Below are 25,312 nucleotides of genomic sequence, written 5' to 3' on the forward strand. Positions count from 1 at the left end.
GCCTCCCTGTGCTTGGACTGTACCCGGTTTGGTGCGCGGATCGTTCACTCCCCCCGCAGCACCTCCATGGGCTTGGCACGAAGCACCCGGAAGTTCCCGGCCACGCCCACCACCAGCGTCAAGGCCGCCGACGCCACCATCAGGAGAATGCCCAGACCGATGCCCGGATGGGTCGGCAACTCCAGCACGCGGCTGGTGTAGACCCTGGCCAGGCCCCAGGCCAGAAGGGTGGCCAGGAGCGCGGAACTGCCTCCGAGGACGAGGAATTCCCAGGCCAGGCTGCGCAGCAGGGTGCCGTGGGAGGCGCCCATGGTGCGCAGCATCGCCAGATCCTTCTGCCGCCCCAGGCGACCGGCGATGAGGCTGGCGACCAGCACCAGCAGGGCGGATGCCAGCATCAGGGCCGCCAGGGCGCGGGTGATGATGGCGATGATGTCCAGCACCCGTCCCACCTTCGCGACGACATCCGTCACATCGATCAGGGTGACATTCGGGAAGTCCCTGGCCATGGCCGCCTGGATGCGCGCCTTGGCCGACGGGTCGGCCTCGGTCGCCAACAGGTGGACCGCCGGGGCGCCCCGCAGCAGGGAGGGATGCATGACGATGAAGAAGTTGGGCTGGAAGCTCTGCCACATGACCTTGCGCAGGCTGGTGACCCTGCCCGTCACGGCGTTGCCCGACACATCGAAGGTCAGCACATCGCCGAGCTTGGCGCCGATGGAATCGGCGAAGCCCTGTTCCAGCGAAAGCTCGTCCGCCTGCGCAAGGCCCGGCGCCCAGAAGCGTCCGGCGACCACCGTCTCGGAGGCACCGGGCCGGTCCCGCCACGTGAGGTTCTGCTCGCGGTTGCGAAACCCCTCCCCACGCGGCTCCTCGGGGGCCTCGTCCCGCCCCTTGGTCCCGGCCTCGCGCACGGGCTTCCCGGCGATGGCGGCGAGCCGGGCCCGCACGATGGGCGCCTCCATGGGCTCTCGCCCGGTCTCGGCTTTCAGCCGAGCGACGACCTGATCGCGCTGGGAGGACTGGACGTCCATGAAGAACAGATTCGGCCGAGTCCCGGCTCCCTGTTGCGACGCGAGGGGGGCGACGATGTCGTCCTTGATGAACTGAGTGGCGGTCGTCAGGAAGACGGCCAGACCCATCACCGCCATCATCAGCGCCGTCAGGCCCCGGCGGGCCCCCAGCTGGCCGAAGGCCAGGCGCAGCGAAAGCGGCATCGCCTTGGCCGTGCGGCGGTAGATCCGCAGCAGCAGTCGCGCCGCGCCAAAGAGCAGAAGGAACAGCACGGCCATTCCCAACGCGGTGCCGAGACCGACCGCCGGGCTGGGGGCATTGCGGACGATGAGCAGCACCGCCAGCAGGAACGCCAGACCGGCACAGGCCCGGCTGAGCCAGACCCGCCCCCCATGCAGGTCCGCGCCTTCCCGCAGCAGCGTGAGGGGTTTCACGTCCCCCAACCGCACAAGGGGCGGCAGGGTCAGGAGCGCGATCATGGCCACCGCCAAGGCCGTCTCCAGCAGGGGCGGCGCGGCGGCGGTGCCCTGGCGGATCACGGCCGGCAGCAGGTCGCCCAGCCAGCGGGGGATCGTGGCCGCCACCCCCAGCCCCGCCGCCAGGCCCAGGGCCAGGGCGACGGCCAGGAGCAGCATCGTCAGCAGCCCGTAGACCCGGGCGGGCTCCATGGGCGCGGCCCCCAGGCAGCGGAGGATGGCCGCGTCCCGGGCGCGCGCCTCCAGGAAGGCCGTGAGGATCGCCCAGGCGCCCAGCATGGCCAGCAGCAGGGTGGCGAGGCCCAGTTGCTGGACGAAACGATTCAGGTTCCGGATGGGCCGGGCGAGGGCGGTGGCCGCTTCCTCATGGCTGCGCAGGCGCAACCGCGGGCTGGCGGTCCGCACGAGCGCCTGCAGCTCCTTGCGAACCCGGGCGGCATCGGCCCCAGGGGACAAGGTCAGGAGCAGGCGCCCCGTGAAGCGCGAGCGCTGTGTCAGGAGGCCGAGGCGTTCGGCGTCCGCGCGATCGATCAGGATCCTGGGCCCCAGGGTGAACGCACTGGCCTGACGGCTTTCATCCAGAATGATGACCCCACCCACCGGCAGCGTACCATCCCCGACGGACAGGGCCGACCGGGCGGCCAGGGTCGGCTGGGCGCGGGGCTGGAGGCCCCAGGCGTCCGCCAGACCCCGCTCCACGAAGACGGCTCCGGAGCCGCCGACCTTCGCGTTGGCGCTCTGGCCAGCGGCCTGGAGCTCCAGCCTTCCGACCAAGGGATAAGACGCATCCACCGCCCGCACTTCCACCAGGCGGCTGAGGGTCGCCGCCCCCTCCCCCGTGTGCGCCATGCTCACCAGGTCGTAGACCAGGCTGTGACCCTGGATGCCCGGCAGGTCCACCGTTTTGTGAAGCACCTCGTCCGGGAAGGCGCCGGTGGACGAGATGGAGAAGTCCGCCCCGAGCAGGGACCTGGACTCGGCTCGAATGCCGCTGAGCACCCGGGCGCTGAATCCGTAGGTCGCAAAAAAAGCTGCGAAACCGACAGCCAGGCAGAGGGCGATGACCAGGAGGCGGCCCTTCTGGCGGGACCCCTCCCGCAGGGCCATGCGAAGCGCGAACCTCATGCCACGCCCGCCACGATCCGGCCCCGTTCCAGGGCGATGTGGAGCCCCAGGCGACCCGCCAGGTGCGCATCGTGGGTCACCAGCACCAGGGTCGCCCCGAGGTCGCGTTGCAGCTCCAGGAGCAATGCGAAGACACGGTCCGCATTCACGGGATCCAGGGAGCCGGTCGGTTCGTCGCACAGAAGGATGGGAGGCCGCGCGACGATGGCCCGCGCCAGGGCCACGCGCTGGCATTCGCCCCCGCTGAGCTGCGCCGGCAGGTGCTCGGCCCGGTCCTGCAGGCCCACCCGGGCGAGCGCGTCCAGGGCCTTCGCTTCGGCCCCGGCCAGGCCCGCGATTTCCGCGGCGATGATCACGTTCTGCAAGGCAGAGAAATGGGGCAGCAAATGGTAGGCCTGGAAGACGAAGCCGAGGTTTTGCGCCCGGAAACGCGACAGGGCCAATTCGCTGAGGCCGGTGATGACCTGCTCGTTCACGACCACTTCCCCGGAGGTGGGCTGATCCAGGCCCGCCATGAGGCCGAGCAGCGTGCTCTTGCCGCTGCCGCTGGGCCCCTGGATGGCGACCGACGTCCCGGCGGGAATCTCCAGACTGACGTCCTGCAAGACGCGCAGCCGTTCGCCGGAGGGGGACAGGAACGTCTTCGACACCGAGCGGATGGAGATCATGCGGCCCCCTGGCCATCAGACTAGCCGCCTGCGCCCGGATTCCGCCCGGTGCACGGGCGCTCTGACTCCTGCCATCCTGCAGGCATGAGAAAGGCCTGCCCCTCCGCCGTTCTTTTGACCGCAATGCTCGCCTTGGCCAGCGCCTGCAACCGGAATGCCCAAGGCCCCAGTTCCACCGCGGCGCCTTCCGCTGCACCTGAGCCTGCGCTTGCACCTGCGTCAGAGCCGACCCAGGGCACCCTGGTGTTTCTGGGCGATAGCCTCACCGCTGGCCTTGGATTAGCGAAAGAACAGGCCTTCCCCGCGCTCATCGACGCGCGGCTGCGAGCCGAGGGGCGGCCCTGGAAAGTCGTGAACGCCGGTGTCAGCGGCGACACCACGGCGGGCGGGGTCGCTCGCTTGGATTGGATCTACCAGCAGAAGGTGGATGTGCTGTTTGTCTGCCTGGGGGCCAACGATGGGTTGCGTGGCATCCCGGTGGCGGAAACCGAACGGAACCTGCGGATCATCCTGGAGCGCGCCAGGAAGGAGGGAACGCGGGTGGTGCTCGCCGGCGTCCAACTCCCGGAGAACTACGGCACAGACTATCGGACCGCCTTCGCCGGGATCTTCCCCCGCCTGGCCAAGGCCTACCGGGTGCCCCTGCTCCCATTCCTCCTCGAGGGTGTCGCCATGAATCCCCGGTTGAACCAACCCGATGGCATCCATCCCACCGCCGAAGGGGCCCGCATCGTGGCGGACCATGTCTGGATGGCCCTGGATCAGACGCTCCGCGCCACCCCAGAGCGGCAGGCTCCCGAAGGAGCGGCTCGCTGATTGCGCAAAGGACTCCTGGCCTTCGCCTGTTTTGATTGAAGCGTTTGTTCATTTTGATCGGCTGGTCAAATCCATTCTCCAATGAACCAACTTAAACATTTATAAACAAACAATATACCTTTTGGTGTCATCAATGCTTCCCTCTGTTTGGCTTGGGGGCCAAAGCCCCTCACCTGCAAATTCCTCGAAGCGCTTCTCTCAAAGACCAGACTGACTGAGGTCCTCACCTGGAATCGCAACCTTCCACCCCTCAGGAATCGTGACTACCAACACCCCCTGTGGCACCTCCGATGAGCCCCTTGCGGGAGGCTCGTTGTCTGCCCCCGCTCCTCCTCCACCGCCGGGCCGGTGGGCCCGACTGTTCCGCCTGGCCCGGGCCCACCGTGGCAAGAGCCTCCTGCTCGGCTTAGCCGCGCTCGCCTTGATCGGGCTGGGCTGCATGGATGTCCTGCTCGCGAGACCCATGCAGCGCTGGGCCGAACGAACCATGAATGCGAACCTGAAGGGGTACACCGTCAAGATCGGACGGGTCCGTCCTCACCTTTGGCGCTTCGCCTTTGATCTGGACGATCTGGTGCTCAGACAGACCACCCACCCCGATCCACCGGTGGCTGATTTTGGCGCCCTGAAGTTCTCGTTACTGATTCCAGACCTGCTCCGGTTCAAGGTGGCTGGAAATCTGACCCTTGTGCGCCCCGCCCTGCACATCGACCTCGCTCAGATCGAGGAGGAGGTCCGCAGCCACGTGGGTTTGAAGGGGCGGGGGTGGCAGAAGGCCGTGGAATCCATCTTCCCGTTCAAGCTCGACCAGGTGCAGGTCCAGGACGGTTCCGTGCTCTACCGGTCCAGAGGTGCAACCGACAAGCCGATCCAGATCACCAGGATCCACATGGTCACGACCAATGTGCGCAACATCGCCGTGTCGAAGAGCACCTTTCCTTCCCCGGTGACCATGGAGGGCGTCCTGTTCGACACGGGGAAGGTCTGGTTCAAAGGGGCGGCGGATTTTCTGCGGGAACCGTACGCGGCTGCCCGGGGCGAGCTTCATCTGGAGCAAGTCCCCCTGGATCGCCTGAGTCCCCTGGCGCAGAGCTACCAGGTGAAAACCAAGGGTGGACTCTTATCCCTGCAGGGTTCGGTGGAATACACACCCGAGGCCCATAAGGTTCATGTCGCCGAGGTCGTCTTCGATCATCTGCACGTGAACTACGTCACCAGCCGGGCCACCAAATCGATCGAAAAGGAGCATGCCGAGCAGGTCATCAAGCTGGCCGAGCGGGTGCGCAATGCCCCTAAGCTGTGGCTGGAAGTGGATTCGCTGAAACTGAGAAACAGCCAGCTCGGTGTCGAAAACCTGGGGGCCACGCCGCCCTACCAGGTGTTCATTTCAAGTCTGAACCTCAACCTGGAACACCTGAGCAATCAAATCGGGTTGGAGACCTCCCTGTTCCATGCCCAGGGCGCCTTCATGGGCAGCGGCCAGGCCTCGCTCAGTGGCAAGATCCGCTCGACCGCCAAGCCGGTGGATTTCGACCTGCGTCTCCAGGTCGAGGAGGCCAAGCTGCCGGCCCTCAATGGCCTGCTGAAGGCCCACCTGGGCCTCGACGTAGCTGAAGGCCTGATCTCGGTCTACACCGAGATCAAGGTCAAGAACGGCCAGGTCGAAGGCTACATCAAGCCCCTGGTCAAGAACCTGAAAATCTACGATCGGCAGAAGGACCAGGGGAAACCCTATGGCAAGCGGGTGAAACTGCATGTCCTGCAATTTCTTGCCAACCTGTTGAAGAATCGTGAATCCAAGGAAGTGGCCACGGTGATCCGCATCTCCGGCGCCACGGGCGGCCCCCAGGCCAACGAGTGGGAAGTCATCCGCAAGCTGATCGCCAACGGTCTCGCGCATGCGATCCTGCCCGGCTTCCAGCCCGATCCCAAGACGGTGCCTCCTCCTCCACCTCCTGCGCCCAAGCCCGTTTCTCACTAAAGGAGTCCATCCTGGAGGCTCTAGGTGGCCCCCATGACTGACCGCAACACGAAACCCAAGGTGGACACGGCCCGCGCCTGGCGGGAAGCCAGGGCCCTCCTGCGGCAGCACCAGGGCTCCCTGGCCCTGGGCCTGGTCCTCATGCTCATCAGCCGCCTGGCTGGCCTTGTGCTGCCCGCCAGCACGAAATACCTGATCGACGAGGTCATCGGGAAGCACAACGGGCACCTCCTCATGCCCATCGCGCTGGGCGCCGGTGTGGCCACGCTGCTGCAGGCCATCACCAGCTACGCCAACTCGCAGGTCGTGAGCGTGGCGGCCCAGCGGGCCATCATGGCCATGCGGCAGCGAGTCCAGGATCACATCCTCCGCCTGCCCATCCGCTACTTCGACAGCACCAAGAGCGGGGTCGTGATCGCCCGGGTCATGAACGACGCCGAAGGGGTCCGCAACCTGGTGGGCACCGGCATCATCCAGCTGGTGGGTGGCGTGCTCACGGCCGCGATCTCCCTGGCCGTGCTGTTCTGGCTGAACTGGAGGCTCACCCTGGCCACGGTCATCTTCCTGGCCGTCTTCGGCGGGGCCATGGCCCTGGCCTTCCGGAGGCTGCGGCCGCTGTTCCGGAAGCGCAGTGAGATCACGGCGGACATCACCGGGCGCCTGACGGAATCGGTGGGCGGCATCCGCATCCTGAAGGTCTATGTGGCGGAGGACCGTGAGCGCCGAATCTTCGCGGAAGGCACTGAACGGCTCTTCAAGAACATCGCCGGGACCCTCACCGGAACCAGCGCCATCACAGCCTTCGGCACCGCCATCGTCGGGGCTCTGGGCGTCCTGATCATGATCATCGGCGGCCGGGCGATCCTTGCAGGGAGCATGACCTTGGGAGATCTGATCATGTACACGTTCTTCGTGGGCATGATGGCGGCCCCGGTGGTCCAAATCGCGAATATTGGAACCCAGGTGAGCGAGGCCTTCGCGGGCCTGGACCGCATCCGGGAGATCCTCGACATGCCCACCGAGGACCAGGAGGATGCCGGCCGCGAACCGCTACCCTCCCTGGAAGGCACCGTATCTTTCAGGGACGTGCACTTCTCCTACGAGGAAGGGGCGCCCGTGCTGAAAGGCATCTCCTTCGACGTGCCCGCGGGCAGCACGGTCGCCCTGGTAGGCTCCAGCGGTTCCGGCAAGAGCACGATCATCTCCCTCGTCATGGCGTTCAATCATCCGCAGCAGGGCCAGCTCCTCGTGGATGGGAAGAACATCGAGTCCCTGAGGCTCCGGGAGTACCGGGCCAAACTGGGTGTCGTCATGCAGGACAACTTCCTTTTCGATGGCACCGTGGCCGATAACATCGGCTTCGCCAAACCCGGTGCGACGCCCGCGGAGATCGAAGCCGTCGGCCGCATCGCCCATGTCCATGAATTCGTGGATCGCTTCGAACTCGGCTACGACACGATCGTCGGGGAGCGCGGCGTCAAGCTTTCGGGTGGCCAACGCCAGCGGGTGGCCATCGCGCGTGCCATCCTCGCGGATCCCCGCATCCTCCTGCTTGACGAAGCCACCTCCAGCCTCGACAGCGAGAGCGAAGCGCTCATCCGGGATGGCCTCCACAAGCTCCGGACGGGCCGAACCACGTTCGTCATCGCCCACCGGCTCAGCACCATCGAAAGCGCCGATCAGATCCTCGTGGTGGAAAACGGCGAGATTGTGGAACGGGGCACGCATCGGGAACTGCTCGCCATGAAGGGCCGCTACAAGCAGCTTCACGACCGCCAGCAGGGCGTGGAGATGGATCAGTTCATCAATCCCGGCGAGGATTTCACCGCCCCGAATCCCCAGGCTGGACGAGCCTAGGCCCTGCTCTCCCATGACTCCAAAAAAAGAAGGGGCCTCAGGCCCCTTCTTTGACTACGAAAACCGCTTACTTCTTCTTGGCGGCCTTCTTGGGGGCAGCCTTGGGCTTCCCGGCCTTGGCAGCCTTGGAGGCCTTGAAGCTCATCGACTTTGAAGCCGCGATCTTGATGGGGGCGCCGGTCTGGGGGTTGCGCCCCGTGCGCGCCTTGCGGGTCTTCTGGCTGAAGGTGCCGAAGCCGACCAACGTGACCTTCCCGCCCTTGCCAACGTGGCCGGCGATGGAAGCAAGGAAGCAGCCGATGGCGGAAGCCGCGGCGGCCTTGGTGATGTCGGCAGTCTTGGCGACGGCTTCGACGAGTTCAGCTTTGGTGAGGTTCTCGGCCATGGACTGGCCTCCTGTATGAAAGCGCCATCGGGCGCCAGGTGATTTGCACTTGGATAATGCCTCAAATTCGCAGCCCTTCAAGTACTGATCGTTTTTCTTCTTTTCTTGGCGCTCCCTTTCTTCGGCCCTTGGCCCGGGCATTCTGGGCGTCGAACCTGTGGCAGGGACCCGCGGTCCGCGGGCTGATACCTACTCGCAAAGCCCCTGGCCTGGTCCCGCCAAAATGGCCAAAAGAACCGAATCATATGGGATTTACCGGCCTTTGGAGCAAGCCTCGGGCCTGTCTGGAGGCCCAGCCGTAGCGACCGTCCGAGGGTCTGAGTGGACTAACCAGCGGCTGCAGGGCTCCGTATCTAATCCGAATTCTACTGATTCTTTCTTGGTCCCAATCCGCGCGTCCGGATGCCCAGTCGCCGGGATTCCGGTAGGGTGGTAGGGAACCATACCCATGCATCTTCTAAACGGGGACCACCTCGTTTCTTTCTCAGGAGCTCTCAATGCGATTAAGGTTCTGGACCATTTTCACCCTGGGGTCCGCCCTGGTGGCTGGCCCGACAGCCCCGGCCCAGCGCCCAACCTGGCGCCTGCCCATTGAAGTGAAGACCCTGCCCAATGGCCTGACCATCGTGGTCTCCGAAGACCACGCGCTGCCGACCGTGGGGGTCAGCGTGGTCTATCGCGTGGGGATGCGGCTTGAGCCCAAGGGGCGCACCGGCTTCGCCCACCTCTTCGAACACATGATGTTCCAAGGCACACCCGTGGCCCCCAAGGGCGTGTTCGACCGGGTCATCCAGGGCGGCGGTGGCCTCAACAACGGGTCCACCCGCTACGACTTCACCAACTACATCGAGTCCGCCCCGATCTCGGCCCTGGAGCCCATCCTCTGGCTGGAGGCCGATCGCCTCAAGGCCCTGGATTTCTCTCCCCAGAACCTGAAGAACCAGCAAGAGGTGGTGAAGGAGGAGATCCGGGTCAACGTCAAGAACCAGCCCTATGGCACCTTCTGGCTGGATCTGCCCGGAGCCGCGTACTCCCGGTGGGAGAACAACCATGACGGCTATGGCTCGTTCGAGGATCTGGACCATGCGGACCTGAAGGATGTCCAGGCCTTCCACAGCACCTACTACACCCCCAGCAATGCCGTGCTGGGCATCGCCGGCGACGTCAAGCCCGCCGAGGTGTTCGCCCTGGTCGAAAAGTATTTCGGCGGCATTCCCGGCAAGCCCAAGCCGGCCTTGCCCGACCTCAAGGAGCCCCTGAACACGACCGAGATCCGTCAGGTCAGGACGGATGCCCTGGCCCGGGTGCCGGCGGTGGCGGTGGGCTGGAAGATGCCCGCCCGGGGAAGCAAAGACCACGCTCCGGCCGCAGTCCTGTCCGAGCTGCTGATCGGTGGCGATGCCTCCCGGATCTACCTCGGCCTGGTGAAGGGCAAAGAACTGCTGCTGAACGCGAGCGGCGGCCTCAACTTCCCCCTGGGGGGCGCCTGGGACTACGACGGCCAGACGCTGTTCAGCCTGTTCTCCCTCTACAAGCCCAACGCGGATGCGGACAAGGTGCTGGCCGCCATCGACGAGATCATCGCCGCCGTGGCGAGCCAGGGCGTCCCGCCCGCGGAGCTGGAACGCACCAAGACCAAGATGCTCGCCGATTTCTATGCGGGCCTGGAGATCCCCATGTCCCGTGCCGACGCTCTGGCCAAGGCCCAGGCCCTCTGGGGCAACGCCGCCCAGCTCAACGAGATCCCCGGGCTCATCGAAGGGGTGACCGTGGAGGACCTCAAGCGGGTCGCCACCACCTACCTGACCCATCCCAATCGCACCGTCATCGATTATCACACCGCCGCGGCGAAGAACTGAGGAGCCGGACATGACCCTGACCCGCCACGCCCTCACCCTGCTGCTGACCACCAGCGCACTCGCCCTTGCGGCCGGTGCCACTGAGACGCCGCTCCCCAAGGACCTGCCGCCCTATGGCGCTGACCGGCCCATTCCTCCACTCAGCATTGCCCAGCGGACCCTCCCGAATGGCCTCACCGTCTGGCTCGTGAACCGCCCGGGTTTCCCCAAAGTCACCACCTACCTGGCGGTCCGGGGCGGCACGGCGCATGATCCTGCCGATCGGCAGGGGCTCGCCAACCTCATGGCGGGCCTGCTGAATGAAGGGACCACCACGCGGACCTCCAAGCAGCTCGCCGAAGAACTCCAGACGATCGGTGGCGAGCTCAGCGCCTTCGCCAGTGCTGATGCGGTGTTCGTCTACGGAACCAGCCTGAGCAACGGCCTTCCAATCCTCATCCATCTCCTGGGCGATGTCACCCGGCACCCGAGTTTCCCCGAGAAGGAAGTCGAGCTCGCCAAGGCCAACACCCTGCAGAGCCTGCTGGCCCAGGAGGCCCAACCCGCCTTCAAGGCCAACCGAGCCTTCCAGGCGGCCGTCTTCGGGACGCATCCCTACCACTTCGCTTCGATCACCCCGGACGTGGTCAAGGCCACCACGCCCGAGATGCTCCGGGCCCTCCACGCCTCCCGATTCCAGCCGAACCAGGCGCTGCTGGTGATCTCCGGAGATTTCCAGGAGCCCGCCACCCTCAAGCTGATCTCGGCGGCCTTCGGGGATTGGAAGGCCACGGGTGAAGTGCTGCAACCCCTGGCGGCGGCCCCCACGAGTGCCCCTCATCAGTTCCTGTTGATCCCCCGCCCCGGTTCGGTGCAATCCACCCTGCGGGTGGGTCGCCCTACCGTGTCGGCCACCCACCCCGACTACATCCCCATGCAATTGGCCAACGTCATCCTGGGCGGCTCCTTCGGCAGCCGGATCGTGAAGAACATCCGGGAGGACAAGGGCTATACCTATTCACCCGGAGCCCGCGCCGCCGGCTGGCAGGCGGGCGGAAGCTACATGGTGCGGGCGGATGTACGGACCGAAGTCACCGCCGCGAGCCTCATGGAGATCTTCTACGAGATGGATCGCATGGGCACGACCACCGTCGGCGAAACCGAACTCCAGAGCGCGAAGCGCTACATGGGGGGAACCTACCTGTTCCAGAACCAGATGCTCCGGGCCCTGACCGGAACCCTTGCGACGTACTGGGTGAATGGCCAGAAACCCGAGGCCCTGTCTGAGTTCATCCCCAAAGTGAACGCGGTGAAGGCGGAGGAGGTTCGGCGCATCGGCCGAACCTACTTCGCCTCCAAGGACCAGACCATCGTTGTCGTCGGCGATGGGACGAAAGCGAAGGCTGAACTCGAACAGTTCGGCCCCGTCCAGATCCAGAAGAACTGAGGGAAGTGGCCTGTCGGCTCCACCCAGCCACACGGAATGTGATCAGGGCCCGGGCGACCGGGCCCTGATGCTGTCCAGACCACTGGCTGTGGGAAAGGGTGGATTTCGACACCCTTTGTCCAACGAGAAGCCTCACCCTGTGTCCCTGGAGATTTCATGAAAATCGGCCTCCGCATTCCGTCTCTCAAGAAGCGCCTGGCCGCCCGCAGCAGTCCGGCGCGGTGGGTACGTCAGGATCTCGGTCTGAAGGCCCCCCGGGGCTGGGGTTGGCTCACCAACCCGCGCAAGGCCGCCTACAACCGCGTCTACAACCGCACCACCTTCGGGCTCAAGGGCTGTGGGTGGCTGTTCTGCCTACCGGTGGGCCTGCTCCTGTGGTGGCTGTGACGACCGCGAAGGCCCGCCCATTGGATCAGTCCAGCGACGCCTGATCGCAGCTCGGGCGGCAGCGCCACGCGCCGGAGGGTCAGGTCTCCCAGAATTCGTGTTCCAGGGCAGGCAGAGGAGCTTTCTCCTCATTCAAATTGAGGGAGATCCCACCTCCAACTTGATGGATCGGCCTGCGGCCTCGTCTGCGGACAAGAGCACTAACTGATCTAAATAATTGTCGTTAGATCGACGGCTCGGAAGATGCATAGCAACCTCCACGGAGGCCCCTTGGCACTCGGAGGTCGTGCCTTCCGTGCTCTTCACCACAGGGTCGGAGCGGGGGGAAAAGAGGTCTCCCCGGTTGCGACGTGCTTCTCGCGATTGAACGCTTTATGGAGGATCACACCATGCTCGACCATCGGCTTGCCCTTCGCTTCGATTCCCGGATCACCTGGATCCTGCTGGCCCTGGCCGCGCCTTCCGCCCTGGTGGCGCAGATCAGCATCCAGATCACCATCGGGCCCCCGCCGATTCCCGTCTACGAACAGCCCATGATCCCCGAACCGGATTACGCCTGGACGCCCGGGTACTGGGCCTGGGGCGATGACGGCTACTACTGGGTGCCAGGTACCTGGGTCCGCATTCCCCGGGTGGGCTTGCTCTGGACCCCCGGCTACTGGGGCTGGGAAGGCGAATACTTCGTGTTCCACCGCGGTTATTGGGGACCCCACGTGGGTTTCTACGGCGGCATCAACTATGGCCATGGCTACGGTGGCGAAGGCTTTGAAGGCGGCTACTGGGAAGGCCAGCGCTACTACTACAACCGGGCCGTCACCAATGTAAACACCTCCACCATCACCAACGTCTACAACAAGACCGTGATCGTCAATAACAACACCTACACCGCCTACAACGGCGGCACCGGAGGCGTGAACGCCGCCCCCACCGAGCGGGAACGGACCTGGGCCAGCGAACAACACGTGCAGCCCACCGCGGAGCAGACCCGGCAGCATGAAGCTGCCAGCAGGAACCGGGAGCTCCTGGCCTCGGTCAACCGCGGCAAACCCCCCGTGGCCGCGACCGTGAGACCCGCCGATTTCTCGCCCAGAAATGTCGTGCCGGCCAAGGCCCCCGGTGGCCAAGTGCCGGAAGCCGTCCTGAAGGCCACGCCGAGGACCTTGCCGCCGCCCGTGAAGGGCCCGGCCCCTGGGGCGAGGCCTGCCAGCCCCACCCCCGAGCCGAAAGCGCGGCCCAAGGAGACGCCCCCTGGGCGCCCCATTCCAGCACCAGCTCCCACCCCGCGGCCCCCTGAACCCATCCGGGAACCCGCTCCCCATCCGGTCCCCAGGCCCAAGGAAGAGCCTCCCGTGCAGCCCCTGCCTGATCGCCACCCGGCCCCCGCGCCGCGTCCGCTTCCGGAACCCGATCGGAAACCCCGACCGCTGCCCAAGCCCAAGGAGGAACCGCCCGTGCGGCCATCGCCGGAACGCCCTCCGGCACCCGTGCCGCATCCCCTCCCAGAACCTGATCGGAGGCCTCTGCGTCCTGAGCCGCAGCCGGCTCCCAGACCTCAGCCACCGACTGGCGAGCGGCCCAGCCTAGAACGCCGTCCGGAGCCCGCGCCCCATCCAACCGAGAAGGACAAGTCCAGACCCAGGCCAGCTCCCGACCCCAGGCCGAAGCCCGATCCGAACAAAGACAAGGAACGTGGATGAGTTCACGTGACCACGATGGCCCTGGCCCGCGCCGATCCCTTCCCCCGTTTTGAAACGGATCGGCGCGGGCCCTCGATATAGTCGGACTGGCGATGCCCAGGTTCCCGTGGTGGGGCGATGGCGGGCGGGCCACGAGGTGGTGTGGACGGGAACACGAGCAGCGCGCGCATCATCGTCCTGGGAGGCGGCCTCTCCGGCCTTCTCGCGGCCTGGCATTTGCACCGGCGCGGCTGCGAGGTTGAAGTATGGGAAGCTTCCGGTGCCCCGGGCGGCTGGGCACAGACGCTGCCCTGGCCAGGCCCGGCGGGCGAAGTGGGCTACCTGGAACGGGGCCCCCAGGGGCTTCGGGTGGGCCGGGGCGGCGCCCTGGATCGCCTGCTGCACGAGCTGACCCTCGAGCTGCGCCCCTCGCCACCGAAGGGCCCCCGCTGGCTGGGCAAGGCCGGTCGGCGGCAGCCCAGCCCGGTGACGCTGACGGGGCTGCTGTGCGCGCCTGGGCTCGGGATCGGCGGGAAGCTGCGGCTGCTGGCGGAACCTTTCATCCCGGCGGGATCGGGGCCGGATGAGAACCTTCACGTGTTCTTCGCCCGGCGCCTGGGGGAAGCCTTCGCCCGGGAGCTGCTGCCGGCCCTGGTGGCGGGCGTCCTCGCGGCACCGCCGGAGCGCCTCGGCCTGGAGGCGCTGCCGCGCCTGAAGCGCCTGGAGGCCCGGGGAGGCCTGCTCCTCGGCGGTCTGCGGGCAGGCCCTGAACGCACCCGCCTGCCCGCCGGCGGCACCGGTGCCCTGGCTCGCACGCTCGCGGGCCGGCTCGGGTGCCTGTTCACGGATCGCCCCGCCCGGGCCCTGGAGCCTCTGCCAGAGGGCCGGTGGCGGGTCCACGGGAAGGGGCCCGCCCGCGAGGCGGGGGCCGTGGTGCTGGCCCTCCCGACCCAGGTGACGGCGGAGCTGCTGCGACCGCTGGCACCTGAGGCAAGCCAGATCCTGGAGGCCATCCCCCGCCTGGATCTCCGCGTGTGGCACAGCCGGCATGCCATGGTGCCCGGCTGGGAACGGGGGATCGGCCTGCTCATCCATCCGCCAGAGGGCCGGGGTCTCCTGGGGGCTGCATCCTTCTCAGGGGGCGATCCCCGTGGCGTACCGGGCCTGCTCCAGCTGCGGACCTACGTGGGTGGGGCCTATCCAGTGGAGTCCGCGCTGGACGCCTGGTCTGGTGTCTTCCGCGAGCTCCGCCGCTGGCTGCCGGAGCTGGGGGAGGCGGTGCAGGTGCGGGAGGAGGCTTGCCCGGGCGCCTTCCCGCTGCTGGAGCCGGGTCATGGCGCCCGGATGGCGCGCGTGGAGGCGGCCCTCCCACCGGGCCTCCACTGGATCGGCGCCGCGCGGTTCGGCCCGGGAATCCCCGATCTGGCCGAGGGCATCGCGGCCTGGGCGGAATCGGCCTCAGGCCTTCTGATGGCTGGGCGACCTTCCTGAAGGTACCGGGGCGGGCGTCTTTCCCAATCGCATCCATCCCCAGGCCAGTCCACCCGCCAACAGCAGCCAGCCCACGGGAGAGCGGGCGGCAACCTTCAGGTCCTGCCAGGAAGGCACGGAGCCGAAGACAAGGTTCGCCAGGAGGAACACCATGGCCGCCTCGGGCCAGCCCAAGGTCGGCTTGCCGCCCAGACGCCACAAGAGGAGGGCGTAGGCCGCGGGCAGCAGCACCAGCGGCGCCAGGCCGATAAAGAAGGCGTTGTACCAGCGGAGGTTGGAGAGGGTGACGGCCCCGAGCACCAGGCCACGACCTTCACGCCTCGGCAGGACCGTGAAGTGGACGGGGCGACCGTTGAGCAGGTGGCCAAAGGTCCAGTGGCAGAGCTCGTGACAGAAGGTCCCGGGCAACACCAGCAGGGAGAAGAGCCAGAAGGACCGCTTGGCCTGGTTCAGCAGCCAGAGGGCCGCGGCCATGCCCGCCAGGTAGGCCAGCGCCGGTCCCTGCCCCCACCACCCTGCTCCCCAGCCGTGGTCCATCCCCGCCGCTGCCTCCAACCCCATTGGACCACCCTGCGGGCCTTCCGTCGGAAACCCCTCGGAAACCATCGGGTGGCGTGGACAGCTTCGCGGATCAGGTGGTCGTAAAAAAACATCATAAAGCTACTTGCGACAATCAATGGTAACGTTTGGGCCATCTCGCGTTTTTCAATCCAGAGGCCCCCCATGAAGATTGCCGTTCCCAGGGAGATCAGGGCGAACGAAACCCGCGTCGCGCTGGACCCGGAATCCTGCAAGAAGCTGGTCGCCCTCGGCATCGAGGTGGCGGTCGAGGCCAGGGCGGGCGTCGCCGCCCATTTTCTGGATCAGGCGTACCGGGATGCGGGCGCCACGGTCGTCCCGGACGCGAATTCGCTCCTGGGCGGAGCGGAGTTCGTGCTGAAGGTGAATGCCCCCCAGGCCCGGCCCGATGGCACCCACGAAGTGGACCTCATCCCTTCGGGGGCGCTGCTGCTGGCCTCCCTCTTCCCCACGCGGAACCTCGATGCGGTGCAGCGGATGGCGGCCCGGAACCTCACGACCTTCTCCACGGACTGCATCCCGCGCACCACCCGCGCCCAGAGCATGGACACCCTCTCCAGCCAGGCCAACATCGTGGGCTACAAGGGCGCGCTGCTGGGCGCCCTGGAACTGCCGAAGTACTACCCCATGTTCATGACCGCCGCGGGGACAACCCTGCCCGCCAAGGTCTTCGTCCTCGGCGCGGGGGTGGCGGGCCTGCAGGCCATCGCCACCGCCAAGCGGCTCGGCGCCAGCGTCACGGCCACGGACGTACGGCCCGAAGTGAAGGAGCAGATCGAATCCGTGGGCGGGAAATACATCGGCGTGGAGCTGAAGCAGGCTGCCTCCGCCAGCGGCGGCTACGCCGCGGAGCTGTCGGCGGAGGACAAGGCGCTGCAGGCCAAGATGCTGGCAGACCACTGCGCCCAGGTGGACGTGGTCATCACCACGGCGCTCATCGGCGGGGTTTTCGCACCCAAGCTGCTCGACGAGGCCATCGTGAAGAGCATGAAGCCCGGCGCGGTGATCATCGACCTCGGCGCCGACGGTGGCGGCAACTGCACGCTGTCGAAGCTGGGCGAGACCGTGGTGGTGGACGGCGTGAAGATCGTCGCCCCCCTCAACCTGCCGGCGACGGTGCCCACCCACGCCAGCATGCTCTTCTCGCGCAACCTGCTGAACTTCATGACGGCCTTCTGGGACAAGGAGGCCAAGCGTTTCAACCTCGACTGGGCCGACGACATCCTCAAGGGCTGCGCCGTGACCCACGAGGGGAAGGTGGTCCACGGGCCCACCCTGAAGGCGCTGCAGGGCTGATCCACGGATACGGAGGCACGGCGTGATGATGCTGATGGAACACACTGAGACTCCACCAAGCCACGGGGCCCACCCGGCCCCCGCGGCCGGCGGCGGGCACGGGCAGCTCGACTACATGGGCGCCCTGTTCGTCTTCATGCTGGCCACCTTCATCGGCGTGATGGTCATCCAGCGCGTGTCGCGGCTGCTGCATACGCCGCTCATGAGCCTCACCAACGCCATCTCCGCCATCGCGGTGGTGGGCGCCCTCATCGTGTCGGCCGGGAAGGACTACCCGGGCTACATCACCGCCCTGGGCCTGGTGGCCATTTTCTGTTCCACCACGAACATCGTCAGTGGCTTCCTCATCACCGACCGCATGCTGAAGATGTTCAAGAAGCGGGAAGGAGGAGGCTCCACCTCGGCGAGCAAAGGCGAGCCGGAGCACGCACCGCGTGCGATCGGTGGAGGTGCCAAGTGAGCGCCGAAACCCTCGTCCAGCTCCTGTATCTCGTCTCCACCGCCCTCTTCATCCTGTCGCTGCGCTGGATGAGCGATCCCGAGACGGCCCGCAAGGGCGTGTTCTCCGGCGTGGCGGCCATGCTCCTGGCGGTGGCGGGCACCCTGGCTGGCGTGATGGCCACCGGCGGCACCCACTACTGGTGGATCCTCGGCGCCTTCGCGGTGGGCGCGGCGGTGGGCTACCCGCTGGCCCAGGTGCCCCTCACGGCGGTGCCCCAGCGGACCGCGCTCTCCCATGCCTTCGGCGGCCTCGCCGCGGGCCTGGTGGGCACGGCGAAGTTCTTCCTCTACTACGGGCAGCGCAACGAAGCGGCCCTGACCACCTTCATCGTCGTGGCCCTGGTGGCGGAAATCCTGCTGGGCTTCCTCACCTTCACTGGTTCGCTCCTGGCGGCGGGCAAGCTGCAGGAGGTCAAGTGGATCCCCCAGCGGCCCGTGACCTACCCCGGGCAGAACCTGACCAACCTCGCCCTCTTCGGCGTGGCGCTGGCCCTGGGCGTGGCGCTGGTGCTGCACCCGCTGGCCCCCTGGGCGCCTTGGGCCTTCGGCGGTGTCATCCTGCTGTCCCTCGCCTTCGGCGTGCTGCTGATCATCCCCATCGGCGGCGCGGACATGCCGACGGTCATCTCCATCCTCAACTCCTACGCAGGCCTGTCCGCCGTGGCCATGGGCTTCGTGCTCAACAACAAGCTGCTCATCACGGCGGGCGCCCTGGACGGCAGCTCGGGCCTGATCCTGTCCATCATCATGTGCAAGGCCATGAACCGCTCCTTCTTCAACGTGCTGTTCGGCGCCTTCGGGCAGGCCCAGACGTCGGCAGCGGGGGGCGAGCAGAAGGCCTACAAGTCCGACACCGTGGAGAGCGCGGCCCAGGTCATGGAGCAGGCGAGCCTGGTGGTCATCGTGCCCGGCTACGGCATGGCCGTGGCCCAGGCCCAGCACAAGGTCCGCGAGCTCTACGACCTGCTGAAGAAGCGCGGTGTCACCGTGAAGTTCGCCATCCATCCCGTGGCGGGCCGCATGCCGGGCCACATGAACGTGCTGCTGGCCGAGGCCGAGATCCCCTACACCGACCTGGTGGAGATGGATGAGATCAACGGCGACCTGCCCCAGGCGGATGTGGCCCTGATCATCGGCGCCAACGACGTGGTGAACCCCGCCGCCCGCGCGGACAAGACCAGCCCCATCTACGGCATGCCCATCATCGACGCCGACAAGGCCAAGACCGTCTACGCCATCAAGCGCTCGAAGAACCCGGGCTTCGCCGGCATCGACAACGAGCTCTACTTCCTCGACAAGACCTTCATGCTCTTCGGCGACGCCAAGAGCGTGGTGGGAGAACTGGCGCGGAAGCTCGCGGGGGATAACAGCGGCCACTGACCGTGGCGAGCGTCTGCTCCCAAGGGGCCGGCTCGACACGCTCAGGCCCACGCCCTGATGCTCTAGCCTTCGAGGAACCGGGCGAACTCCGACACCGGGGCGCGCTCGGTCTCCAGGCTGTTCTCCACCGCCGCCGGATCGGCGTAGCCCAGGGCCATGCCGCAGACCAGCATCTGCTCAGGCCGGAAGGCCAGCTCCTCAGCGATGACGCGGTGGAACTGGGTGAAGGCGGCCTGGGGACAGGTGTGCAGGCCCCGAGCCCGGGCTGCCACCATGATGTTTTCCAGGAACATGCCGTAGTCCAGCCAGCTGCCCATCTGCATGATCCGGTCGATGCTGAAGATCAGGCCCACCGGGGCGTCGAAGAATCGGTAGTTGCGGCCGTGCTGCTCGTGCATCCGGGCCTTGTCCGCCTTCTCGATGCCGAGGAGCCCGTAGAGGTCCCAACCCACTTTGCGACGGCGGTCGAGGTAGGGCGAGGTCCATTCCTTCGGGTAGTACTCGTACTCGTGTTCGTGCTTCGCCAGCTCGGCGGGATCCTTGTAGATGGCGAGGATGCGGTCGGAGAGCCGCTGCTTCGCGGCGCCGGTCAGCACGTGGACCTGCCAGGGTTGGATGTTGGTGCCCGATGGGGCCCGCGACGCCACCCGCAGGATGTCCTCCACCACGGCCCGGGGCACGGGCGTGGGCAGGAAGGCGCGCATGGACCGGCGGCTGGTGATGGCGGCATCGACTGCGGCGGTCTGCGCCTCGGGGGGCATTTCAAACGAGGTCACGAGGTCGGTCCTTTCGGAAAGGTTCATTTCAGCCCGTGCTTTGCCTTGAACCCCGCCCACTCGCCTTTGGCCTTGAGGAAGGCTTCCACGTCGGGGCAGAGCAGGAAGGGGTTGTAGCGCCGTTCCCATTCAATCGTGGAACTGGGTCGGGCCCCGTAGTCGTGGCCGGGCCAGAGGGTTGTGTGGGGCGGCCACTCGCGCAGCAGGCGCTGGAGGCTGGTCCACTCGGTGCGGCCATCGGCTTCGCTCTGGGTACCCCCGACCTTGCCCACGAACAGGAGGTCCCCGGTGAAGCCCGCGTCCTCGCCCTCCACCAGGAAGGCCAGATGGTCGTGGTAGTGGCCAGGCACATGCCAGGCACGGATCGAGTAGGTCCCGAAGGGGACGCGGTCCCCGTCCTTGAGCGTGAGGTCGAGGGTTCCGGGGTGGCCAGGGCCACCGGCCACCAGGGCCCCCGTCAGTGCCTTGGCACCCTCATTGCCGTTGGAATGGTCCGCGTGGCCGTGGGTGTTGAGAATGTGGGTGATCTTCAGCCCCTGAACACGGGCCCGCTCCACCACGGCCTCCGGCGTGAAGGAGGGGTCGATGAGCACGCCCACACCTGCCTCCCGGTCCCCCAGGAGGTACCCGAAGTTGCGATCGCCCCCGACCCGGATCTGCTCGAAGATGAACCGCATGGGACCTCCCCTGGGACGCCATTGTCGCTCATCCGGTGAAACGCCGGTGCCCCCGGCGGCATCCAATCCGCATTCGGAGGATCCATGCGGAAGAGGAGCATTTGGCTGGTGGCTGTCGCGGCGGTGGCGCTGGCGGGTGCTGCCCTGGCCTTCCCCCGCCAGGAACAGGCCCCGACCCCGCCCAATCGAGAGGTGAACGTGACCGCGCCCGACAAGCCTAGTTCCGACGTGCTCAAGAAGAAGCTCACTCCCATGCAGTACCGCGTCACCCAGGAGGCCGCCACAGAACCGCCGTTCCAGAACGAGTTCTGGAACGACCACCGGGATGGGATCTACGTGGACGTGGTGAGCGGCAAGCCGCTCTTCTCGTCCAAGGACAAGTTCGACTCGAGTTGTGGCTGGCCCAGCTTCACCAAGCCCCTGGCGGCCGATGAAGTGGTGGAGAAGCGCGACACCACCCTGGGCATGCTTCGCACAGAAGTGCGATCCAAGGGGGCAGACTCCCACCTGGGCCATGTGTTCGATGACGGCCCGCGCGACAAGGGCGGCCTGCGCTACTGCATCAATTCGGCCTCTCTGCGCTTCGTGCCCGTAGACCAGCTGGAGAGCGAGGGCCTGGGCCGCTTTCTGCCCCTGTTCGGTCGGGTAGCCAAGACCGCGCCTGTCGCCAAGGAGGAGATTGCCACTTTGGCCGGCGGCTGCTTCTGGGGCATGGAAGATCTGCTGCGCAAACAGCCCGGCGTCATCGCCATCGAAGTGGGCTACACCGGCGGCACCGTCCCCAATGCCACCTATGAGCACCACGAGGGCCATGCCGAAGCTGTGCAGATCCGCTTCGACCCCACGAAGACCACCTTCGAGGCCCTGCTGCGCTTCTTCTTCCGCATGCACGACCCCACCACGCTCAATCGCCAGGGCAACGATGTGGGCTCCTCGTACCGCAGCGCGATCTTCTATCACAGCGAGGCCCAGCGGCAGACCGCCGAGCGGGTGAAGGCCGAGGTGGACGCCAGCGGCAAGTGGAAGCGCCCCATCGTCACCGAGATCACGCCGGCCGGCCCCTGGTGGACGGCCGAGGAATACCACCAGGACTACCTGATCAAGCACCCGGGCGGCTACACCTGCCATTACGTGCGGGACTAGCTCCGCGCGGCCTACGGACATGGCATCCTTGTCCCACCGGACCACCCCGGTCCGGGCGGAACCTGGAGTCCCCATGCCTGGCAAGCGACCTCCGGAGAACCGGCCCGACCTCCATGCGGTGGTCGAGGCTTTGGCCGAGGCTTCCTCGGCCCTCACGGAGATGCCCCTGGGTTGTCGCGAGTTCCCCTCCCGCACCGCGCTGGCCGCGCTGGTGGAGGAGATGCGGGCCCTGCTCTTCCCGGGCTACTTCGGCGCCTCGGAGCTGAATACTGAGACTCTCCGCTACCACCTGGGCGCCCGCATGGACCGCACCCTCCACGGCCTTTGCGACCAGATCCAGCGGGGGATGATGGCTGCGGATCCCGCGTGCGGCGACTGTGGTGAGCGGGCCCTTGAACTGGCCCGGGCCTTCCTGGCGCGGCTGCCGGAGGTGCGCCGTCTGCTGGCCACGGACATCCTGGCGGGGTTCGAGGGTGACCCCGCCGCCACCAGCCCCGATGAGGTGTTGTTCTCCTACCCGGGCATGCTGGCCATCACCAACCAGCGCCTGGCGCACGAGCTGCTCAAGCTGGGAGTGCCCCTGCTGCCGCGCATGATCACGGAACACGCCCACAGCCTCACGGGCATCGACATCCACCCCGGCGCCCAGATCGGCGAACGGTTCTTCATCGACCACGGCACCGGCGTCGTCATCGGCGAGACCTGCATCATCGGCCGCAACGTGCGGATCTATCAAGGCGTCACCCTGGGCGCGAAGAGCTTCCCCCTCGATGCGGACGGGCACCCCGTCAAGGGTGTCCCCCGCCACCCGGTGGTGGAGGACGACGTCATCATCTACTCCAATGCCACGGTGCTGGGCCGCATCACCATCGGCCAAGGCTCGGCCATCGGCGGCAATGTGTGGCTGACCCGCAGCGTGCCCCCGGGCAGCGTCATCACCCAGGCCAAAGAGAAGGACGGGATGCCCACATGACGACCCTGCTGCGTTTCCTGTTCTCCGCCATCGGCCTGCTGGTGGCCTGCGCCGTCGTGCCGGGCCTGGGTCATGGCACTTTTCTGGATCTGCTGATCGTGGCCGTGATCCTGGCCGCCCTGAACACCACCGTGGGCAGCCTCCTGAAGCTCATCGCCTTCGTGCCCGTGGCCTGCTCCTTCGGGTGCTTCAGCCTCGTCATCAATGGCCTGGTGTTCTGGTTGGCCGGAGCCTTGTCCTCACGGCTTGGCCTCGGTTTCACAGTCTCAGGCTTCTGGGCGGGGTTCTTCGGCGCCCTGGTGAGCAGCGTCATCGCGTCGGTCCTCGGCGCCATCTTCATCCCCAAGGATCGCCAGCGGCCGCAGGCACCGCCGACCATCAAGGTGATCAACTAGCCGGTTGTCCACCACGGAGCACGCGATTCGCATGCCCGAAGGGTTGTTCACCGGGTTTGCGGAGGGCGTTCAGGCCTTATTCACGAGCCCGCGCACGGCCGCTTCGGCAGCTTCACGCAGGGCATCGGCATCGGGGTAGGCACTGGATTCCAGAGGCGCAGCGACCGTGATCCGGTAGAGGCCTCCCCGCACGCGCCAGGCTCCCTTGGGCAGGATGTCCGGGCCCCCGCGGATGGCGAAGGGCACCACGGGCACGCCGGCCTCGAAGGCTAACGCGAAGGCGCCCTTCTTGAACGGCAGCAGGCCCCCGTCCAGACTCCGGGTACCCTCCGGGAAGGCCACGATGGCCTGCCCGGCGTGGATGCGGATGGCGGCCTCCTCCAGGCTCGCCAGGGCGGCCTCGCGGTCGCGTCGGTCGATGAAGATGAAGTCCGCCAACCAGATCACCCAACCCAGGAAGGGCACCCGCGCCAGTTCCCGCTTGGCCACGAACACGGGCCGGCAGGGCAGTGTGGAGATCATCAGGGGCGGATCAAACAGCGACGTGTGATTGCCGATGAACACGGCGGGCCGGGCGCCGCTACGGAGGTCGGGCGGCAGCGCCTCCCAGCCTTCCAGTTCCCGGCGGATGCCGAAGGCCCGGGCCGTGCCACGGATGTAGCGGGGCGCCACCAGCCAGAAGGCCCCCGGGCCACCCAGAAAGGGGGCCAGCAGGAAACACAGGCACACAGACAGCGCCAGCGCCAGGGCGCCGAAGATCCAGACCAGGAGGGGGCGGAGGACAGGACGGTCCATCACCTACGGCTGCTGCGGCAGCAGCACGGCGTCCTTGAGTCGCACGGGGTACTGCGGCACGCCGCTCTGGCCCTCGCGCCACTCCGTCCGCACCTTCTCGATCTTGTCCACGACGTCCATGCCCGATACCACCCGGCCGAAGACGCAGTAGCCGTAGCCATCTTCGCTCATGTCCCGATGGTCCAGGGATTTGTTGTCCACGGTGTTGATGTAGAACTGAGCGGTGGCGCTATGGGGCGAGCCCGTGCGCGCCATGGCGATGGTGCCGCGGGTGTTCTTCAGGCCGGCCCGGAAGGTCTGGGGCGCCTCATTGACGATGGGCGCACGGGTGGGCTTCTCGTCCAGGTTCTCCAGCAGGCCGCCGCCCTGGATCATGAAACCCTCGATGACGCGGTGGAAGATGGTGCCCTTGTAGTGGCCGTCCTTCACGTACTGAAGGAAGTTGGCCACAGTCTCCGGGGCCAGGTCGGGCTCCAGCTCCACCACGATGGGCCCGTAACTGGTGAGCAGCTGCACCCGGGGCTTGGCCACCGGTACGGGAAGGGGAGCGGCCGAGGGGGGCGGTGAGGTCGGGGGCACCGGAACCGGCGCTTGGGCGGCCAGGGCTGCGGTGAGGGAGAGGCAGAACAGCAGACGGGACACGGGGACTCCTGGGTGTTCCCTTCATTCTGCCGCGAACCGGAAGGAAGTCCCCGGTATGGTTGTTCAATGCCATTTCTCGACCTTCCACCCTGGATCCTGAGCCTCTTCTTGGCCCCCTTCGGGCTGCTGCTGGGCTCGTTCTCCAACGTGCTCATCCACCGGCTGCCCCAGGAGGCGCCGGAGGATCGCAACGTGGTGACGAAGGCCAGTCATTGCCCGTCCTGCAAAGCGAAGATCAAGCCCTGGCACAACGTGCCGCTCTTCGGCTGGCTGTGGCTGCGGGGAAAGTGTGCGGCCTGCGGCTGGCGCATCCCGGTGCGCTACCCCCTGGTGGAGCTGCTGGGCGGCCTGATCCTGGGCAGCGCCCACTGGTTCTTCCCCTTCGGAACGCTCATCTGGGTCAAGGCCGTGATCTGCGCCTACGCGCTGGTGGTGTTGTTCTTCACGGATTTCACGGAGATGATCCTGCCGGACGTGATCCAGTTCCCCCTGATGGCCCTCGGCGTTCTGTTCGCCCTACCCCAACTGGTCCGGCCCGAAACGCTCGTGAACGCCTGGGGCCGCGGCGACACGCTGATCCAGGCCCTGGCCTTCCACAACGGCCTGCAGCCCGCCCCGGCCTACCACGGCTTCGAGCCCACGGTCACCGGGCAGGCCAGCCTCCTGGGTCTGGTCATTGGCTACGGCGCCCCCGCCCTGCTGAACCTGACCTACAAGGCCATCCGCAAGACCGACGGCCTGGGCATGGGCGACTTCAAGATGCTGGCCTGGCTGGGCGCTTTCTGGGGCTGGGGTCCCATGCTGGGAATCCTCTTCCTGGGTGCGGGCCTGGGCGCCGCCGTGGGCCTGCCCCTCATGCTCACCCGCCGCACCGGCGGGCAGACCATGCTGCCCTTCGGCTGTTTCCTCGCCCTGGCCACGCCGGTCGTGGTGTTTTTCGGACGGGCGCTGTGGTTGGGGTACCTGGGAGTGGTGGGCTGACCTGACCGGTCCC

At 66.9% G+C, this 25,312-nt stretch carries 23 protein-coding genes; 15 read left to right on the top strand and 8 right to left on the bottom strand.

Annotated features, from left to right (window positions below; translation table 11 throughout):
- Positions 1–44: 44 nt before the first annotated feature.
- The gene (locus tag NOV74_RS06840; RefSeq protein ID WP_257310426.1) at positions 45–2,615 is read right to left on the bottom strand and encodes an ABC transporter permease; all 2,571 of its coding nucleotides are present in this window, start codon (positions 2,613–2,615) and stop codon (positions 45–47) included.
- Positions 2,612–3,283: an ABC transporter ATP-binding protein gene (locus tag NOV74_RS06845; RefSeq protein WP_257310427.1), complete on the bottom strand. Its 672-nt coding sequence runs from the start codon at positions 3,281–3,283 to the stop codon at positions 2,612–2,614. The genes NOV74_RS06840 and NOV74_RS06845 overlap by 4 nt, the downstream gene beginning before the upstream one ends.
- Positions 3,284–3,367: 84 nt before the next feature.
- On the opposite strand from NOV74_RS06845, the gene NOV74_RS06850 reads away from it, so the two are divergent.
- The 3 genes from NOV74_RS06850 to NOV74_RS06860 all read left to right on the top strand — a co-directional run bounded on the left by NOV74_RS06850 (position 3,368) and on the right by NOV74_RS06860 (position 7,937).
- Entirely contained in the window at positions 3,368–4,099 is a 732-nt protein-coding gene (locus tag NOV74_RS06850; RefSeq protein ID WP_257310431.1) for an arylesterase, read from the top strand.
- 313 nt (positions 4,100–4,412) lie between these two features.
- Positions 4,413–6,080 carry a DUF748 domain-containing protein gene (locus tag NOV74_RS06855; RefSeq protein ID WP_257310433.1) on the top strand — a complete coding sequence of 556 codons (1,668 nt, stop codon included), beginning with the start codon at positions 4,413–4,415 and terminating at the stop codon, positions 6,078–6,080.
- Between the two features lie 33 nt (positions 6,081–6,113).
- Positions 6,114–7,937 (top strand): ABC transporter ATP-binding protein, encoded by a 1,824-nt coding sequence (locus NOV74_RS06860; protein WP_257310435.1) that lies wholly within the window; start codon positions 6,114–6,116, stop codon positions 7,935–7,937.
- 67 nt (positions 7,938–8,004) lie between these two features.
- Here NOV74_RS06860 and NOV74_RS06865 read toward each other — a convergent pair whose 3' ends face one another.
- Positions 8,005–8,322, bottom strand: coding sequence for an HU family DNA-binding protein (locus NOV74_RS06865; protein ID WP_257310437.1), 318 nt, complete (start codon positions 8,320–8,322; stop codon positions 8,005–8,007).
- 497 nt (positions 8,323–8,819) lie between these two features.
- Between NOV74_RS06865 and NOV74_RS06870 the strand changes: the two genes are divergently transcribed.
- The 5 genes from NOV74_RS06870 to NOV74_RS06890 all read left to right on the top strand — a co-directional run bounded on the left by NOV74_RS06870 (position 8,820) and on the right by NOV74_RS06890 (position 15,161).
- Entirely contained in the window at positions 8,820–10,181 is a 1,362-nt protein-coding gene (locus tag NOV74_RS06870) for a M16 family metallopeptidase (RefSeq protein WP_257310438.1), read from the top strand.
- A 10-nt stretch (positions 10,182–10,191) separates the two neighbouring features.
- Positions 10,192–11,607, top strand: coding sequence for a M16 family metallopeptidase (locus NOV74_RS06875; RefSeq protein ID WP_257310439.1), 1,416 nt, complete (start codon positions 10,192–10,194; stop codon positions 11,605–11,607).
- Between the two features lie 156 nt (positions 11,608–11,763).
- Positions 11,764–11,994 (top strand): hypothetical protein, encoded by a 231-nt coding sequence (locus tag NOV74_RS06880; protein WP_257310441.1) that lies wholly within the window; start codon positions 11,764–11,766, stop codon positions 11,992–11,994.
- A gap of 389 nt (positions 11,995–12,383) precedes the next feature.
- Entirely contained in the window at positions 12,384–13,691 is a 1,308-nt protein-coding gene (locus NOV74_RS06885; RefSeq protein WP_257310442.1) for a hypothetical protein, read from the top strand.
- A gap of 141 nt (positions 13,692–13,832) precedes the next feature.
- Entirely contained in the window at positions 13,833–15,161 is a 1,329-nt protein-coding gene (locus NOV74_RS06890; RefSeq protein ID WP_257310444.1) for a protoporphyrinogen/coproporphyrinogen oxidase, read from the top strand.
- Here NOV74_RS06890 and NOV74_RS06895 read toward each other — a convergent pair.
- Entirely contained in the window at positions 15,129–15,698 is a 570-nt protein-coding gene (locus NOV74_RS06895; protein ID WP_257310445.1) for a hypothetical protein, read from the bottom strand. The two genes, NOV74_RS06890 and NOV74_RS06895, sit on opposite strands and share 33 nt — an antisense overlap.
- A gap of 186 nt (positions 15,699–15,884) precedes the next feature.
- On the opposite strand from NOV74_RS06895, the gene NOV74_RS06900 reads away from it, so the two are divergent.
- The 3 genes from NOV74_RS06900 to NOV74_RS06910 all read left to right on the top strand — a co-directional run bounded on the left by NOV74_RS06900 (position 15,885) and on the right by NOV74_RS06910 (position 18,917).
- Positions 15,885–17,036, top strand: a complete 1,152-nt coding sequence (locus tag NOV74_RS06900; RefSeq protein WP_257310447.1) for a Re/Si-specific NAD(P)(+) transhydrogenase subunit alpha — start codon at positions 15,885–15,887, stop codon at positions 17,034–17,036.
- A gap of 115 nt (positions 17,037–17,151) precedes the next feature.
- A complete protein-coding gene (locus NOV74_RS06905; RefSeq protein ID WP_371748420.1) occupies positions 17,152–17,496 on the top strand; it encodes an NAD(P) transhydrogenase subunit alpha part 2 in 345 nt (114 codons plus the stop codon).
- Complete coding sequence (locus NOV74_RS06910) at positions 17,493–18,917, top strand: NAD(P)(+) transhydrogenase (Re/Si-specific) subunit beta (protein ID WP_257310449.1); 1,425 nt, start codon at positions 17,493–17,495, stop codon at positions 18,915–18,917. The genes NOV74_RS06905 and NOV74_RS06910 overlap by 4 nt, the downstream gene beginning before the upstream one ends.
- Positions 18,918–18,979: 62 nt before the next feature.
- Here NOV74_RS06910 and NOV74_RS06915 read toward each other — a convergent pair whose 3' ends face one another.
- Together NOV74_RS06915 and NOV74_RS06920 are read right to left on the bottom strand one after the other, a co-directional pair.
- Positions 18,980–19,678, bottom strand: coding sequence for a nitroreductase (locus tag NOV74_RS06915; RefSeq protein ID WP_371748421.1), 699 nt, complete (start codon positions 19,676–19,678; stop codon positions 18,980–18,982).
- Positions 19,679–19,716: 38 nt separating this feature from the next.
- Positions 19,717–20,370, bottom strand: a complete 654-nt coding sequence (locus tag NOV74_RS06920) for a hydroxyacylglutathione hydrolase family protein (RefSeq protein ID WP_257310452.1) — start codon at positions 20,368–20,370, stop codon at positions 19,717–19,719.
- 84 nt (positions 20,371–20,454) lie between these two features.
- Between NOV74_RS06920 and NOV74_RS06925 the strand changes: the two genes are divergently transcribed.
- From NOV74_RS06925 to NOV74_RS06935, 3 genes are all read left to right on the top strand, one after another.
- Positions 20,455–21,513, top strand: a complete 1,059-nt coding sequence (locus tag NOV74_RS06925) for a bifunctional methionine sulfoxide reductase B/A protein (protein ID WP_257310453.1) — start codon at positions 20,455–20,457, stop codon at positions 21,511–21,513.
- A gap of 73 nt (positions 21,514–21,586) precedes the next feature.
- Positions 21,587–22,486, top strand: coding sequence for a serine O-acetyltransferase (locus tag NOV74_RS06930; protein WP_257310455.1), 900 nt, complete (start codon positions 21,587–21,589; stop codon positions 22,484–22,486).
- Positions 22,483–22,881 carry a phage holin family protein gene (locus NOV74_RS06935; protein ID WP_257310457.1) on the top strand — a complete coding sequence of 133 codons (399 nt, stop codon included), beginning with the start codon at positions 22,483–22,485 and terminating at the stop codon, positions 22,879–22,881. The genes NOV74_RS06930 and NOV74_RS06935 overlap by 4 nt, the downstream gene beginning before the upstream one ends.
- A gap of 69 nt (positions 22,882–22,950) precedes the next feature.
- Here NOV74_RS06935 and NOV74_RS06940 read toward each other — a convergent pair whose 3' ends face one another.
- Positions 22,951–23,676, bottom strand: a complete 726-nt coding sequence (locus NOV74_RS06940; protein ID WP_257310459.1) for a lysophospholipid acyltransferase family protein — start codon at positions 23,674–23,676, stop codon at positions 22,951–22,953.
- Between the two features lie 3 nt (positions 23,677–23,679).
- Complete coding sequence (locus NOV74_RS06945) at positions 23,680–24,318, bottom strand: peptidylprolyl isomerase (RefSeq protein WP_371748410.1); 639 nt, start codon at positions 24,316–24,318, stop codon at positions 23,680–23,682.
- Between the two features lie 66 nt (positions 24,319–24,384).
- Here NOV74_RS06945 and NOV74_RS06950 point away from each other — a divergent pair, with 66 nt between their 5' ends.
- Complete coding sequence (locus tag NOV74_RS06950; RefSeq protein WP_257310461.1) at positions 24,385–25,299, top strand: prepilin peptidase; 915 nt, start codon at positions 24,385–24,387, stop codon at positions 25,297–25,299.
- Positions 25,300–25,312 lie beyond the last annotated feature (13 nt).

The organism is Geothrix fuzhouensis (assembly GCF_024609325.1).
Taxonomy (GTDB): Bacteria; Acidobacteriota; Holophagae; order Holophagales; family Holophagaceae; genus Geothrix; species Geothrix fuzhouensis.

Excerpts from the sequence above, each read along its gene's own strand:
- NOV74_RS06870 (WP_257310438.1), top strand. The coding sequence starts at position 8,820 with ATGCGATTAAGGTTCTGGACCATTTTCACCCTGGGGTCCGCCCTGGTG.
- NOV74_RS06900 (WP_257310447.1), top strand. The coding sequence starts at position 15,885 with ATGAAGATTGCCGTTCCCAGGGAGATCAGGGCGAACGAAACCCGCGTC.
- NOV74_RS06860 (WP_257310435.1), top strand. The coding sequence starts at position 6,114 with ATGACTGACCGCAACACGAAACCCAAGGTGGACACGGCCCGCGCCTGG.
- NOV74_RS06940 (WP_257310459.1), bottom strand. The coding sequence starts at position 23,676 with ATGGACCGTCCTGTCCTCCGCCCCCTCCTGGTCTGGATCTTCGGCGCC.
- NOV74_RS06935 (WP_257310457.1), top strand. The coding sequence starts at position 22,483 with ATGACGACCCTGCTGCGTTTCCTGTTCTCCGCCATCGGCCTGCTGGTG.
- NOV74_RS06905 (WP_371748420.1), top strand. The coding sequence starts at position 17,152 with ATGGGCGCCCTGTTCGTCTTCATGCTGGCCACCTTCATCGGCGTGATG.
- NOV74_RS06880 (WP_257310441.1), top strand. The coding sequence starts at position 11,764 with ATGAAAATCGGCCTCCGCATTCCGTCTCTCAAGAAGCGCCTGGCCGCC.
- NOV74_RS06950 (WP_257310461.1), top strand. The coding sequence starts at position 24,385 with ATGCCATTTCTCGACCTTCCACCCTGGATCCTGAGCCTCTTCTTGGCC.
- NOV74_RS06885 (WP_257310442.1), top strand. The coding sequence starts at position 12,384 with ATGCTCGACCATCGGCTTGCCCTTCGCTTCGATTCCCGGATCACCTGG.
- NOV74_RS06930 (WP_257310455.1), top strand. The coding sequence starts at position 21,587 with ATGCCTGGCAAGCGACCTCCGGAGAACCGGCCCGACCTCCATGCGGTG.
- NOV74_RS06915 (WP_371748421.1), bottom strand. The coding sequence starts at position 19,678 with ATGCCCCCCGAGGCGCAGACCGCCGCAGTCGATGCCGCCATCACCAGC.
- NOV74_RS06920 (WP_257310452.1), bottom strand. The coding sequence starts at position 20,370 with ATGCGGTTCATCTTCGAGCAGATCCGGGTCGGGGGCGATCGCAACTTC.
- NOV74_RS06840 (WP_257310426.1), bottom strand. The coding sequence starts at position 2,615 with ATGAGGTTCGCGCTTCGCATGGCCCTGCGGGAGGGGTCCCGCCAGAAG.
- NOV74_RS06865 (WP_257310437.1), bottom strand. The coding sequence starts at position 8,322 with ATGGCCGAGAACCTCACCAAAGCTGAACTCGTCGAAGCCGTCGCCAAG.
- NOV74_RS06850 (WP_257310431.1), top strand. The coding sequence starts at position 3,368 with ATGAGAAAGGCCTGCCCCTCCGCCGTTCTTTTGACCGCAATGCTCGCC.
- NOV74_RS06925 (WP_257310453.1), top strand. The coding sequence starts at position 20,455 with ATGCGGAAGAGGAGCATTTGGCTGGTGGCTGTCGCGGCGGTGGCGCTG.
- NOV74_RS06845 (WP_257310427.1), bottom strand. The coding sequence starts at position 3,283 with ATGATCTCCATCCGCTCGGTGTCGAAGACGTTCCTGTCCCCCTCCGGC.
- NOV74_RS06875 (WP_257310439.1), top strand. The coding sequence starts at position 10,192 with ATGACCCTGACCCGCCACGCCCTCACCCTGCTGCTGACCACCAGCGCA.
- NOV74_RS06895 (WP_257310445.1), bottom strand. The coding sequence starts at position 15,698 with ATGGACCACGGCTGGGGAGCAGGGTGGTGGGGGCAGGGACCGGCGCTG.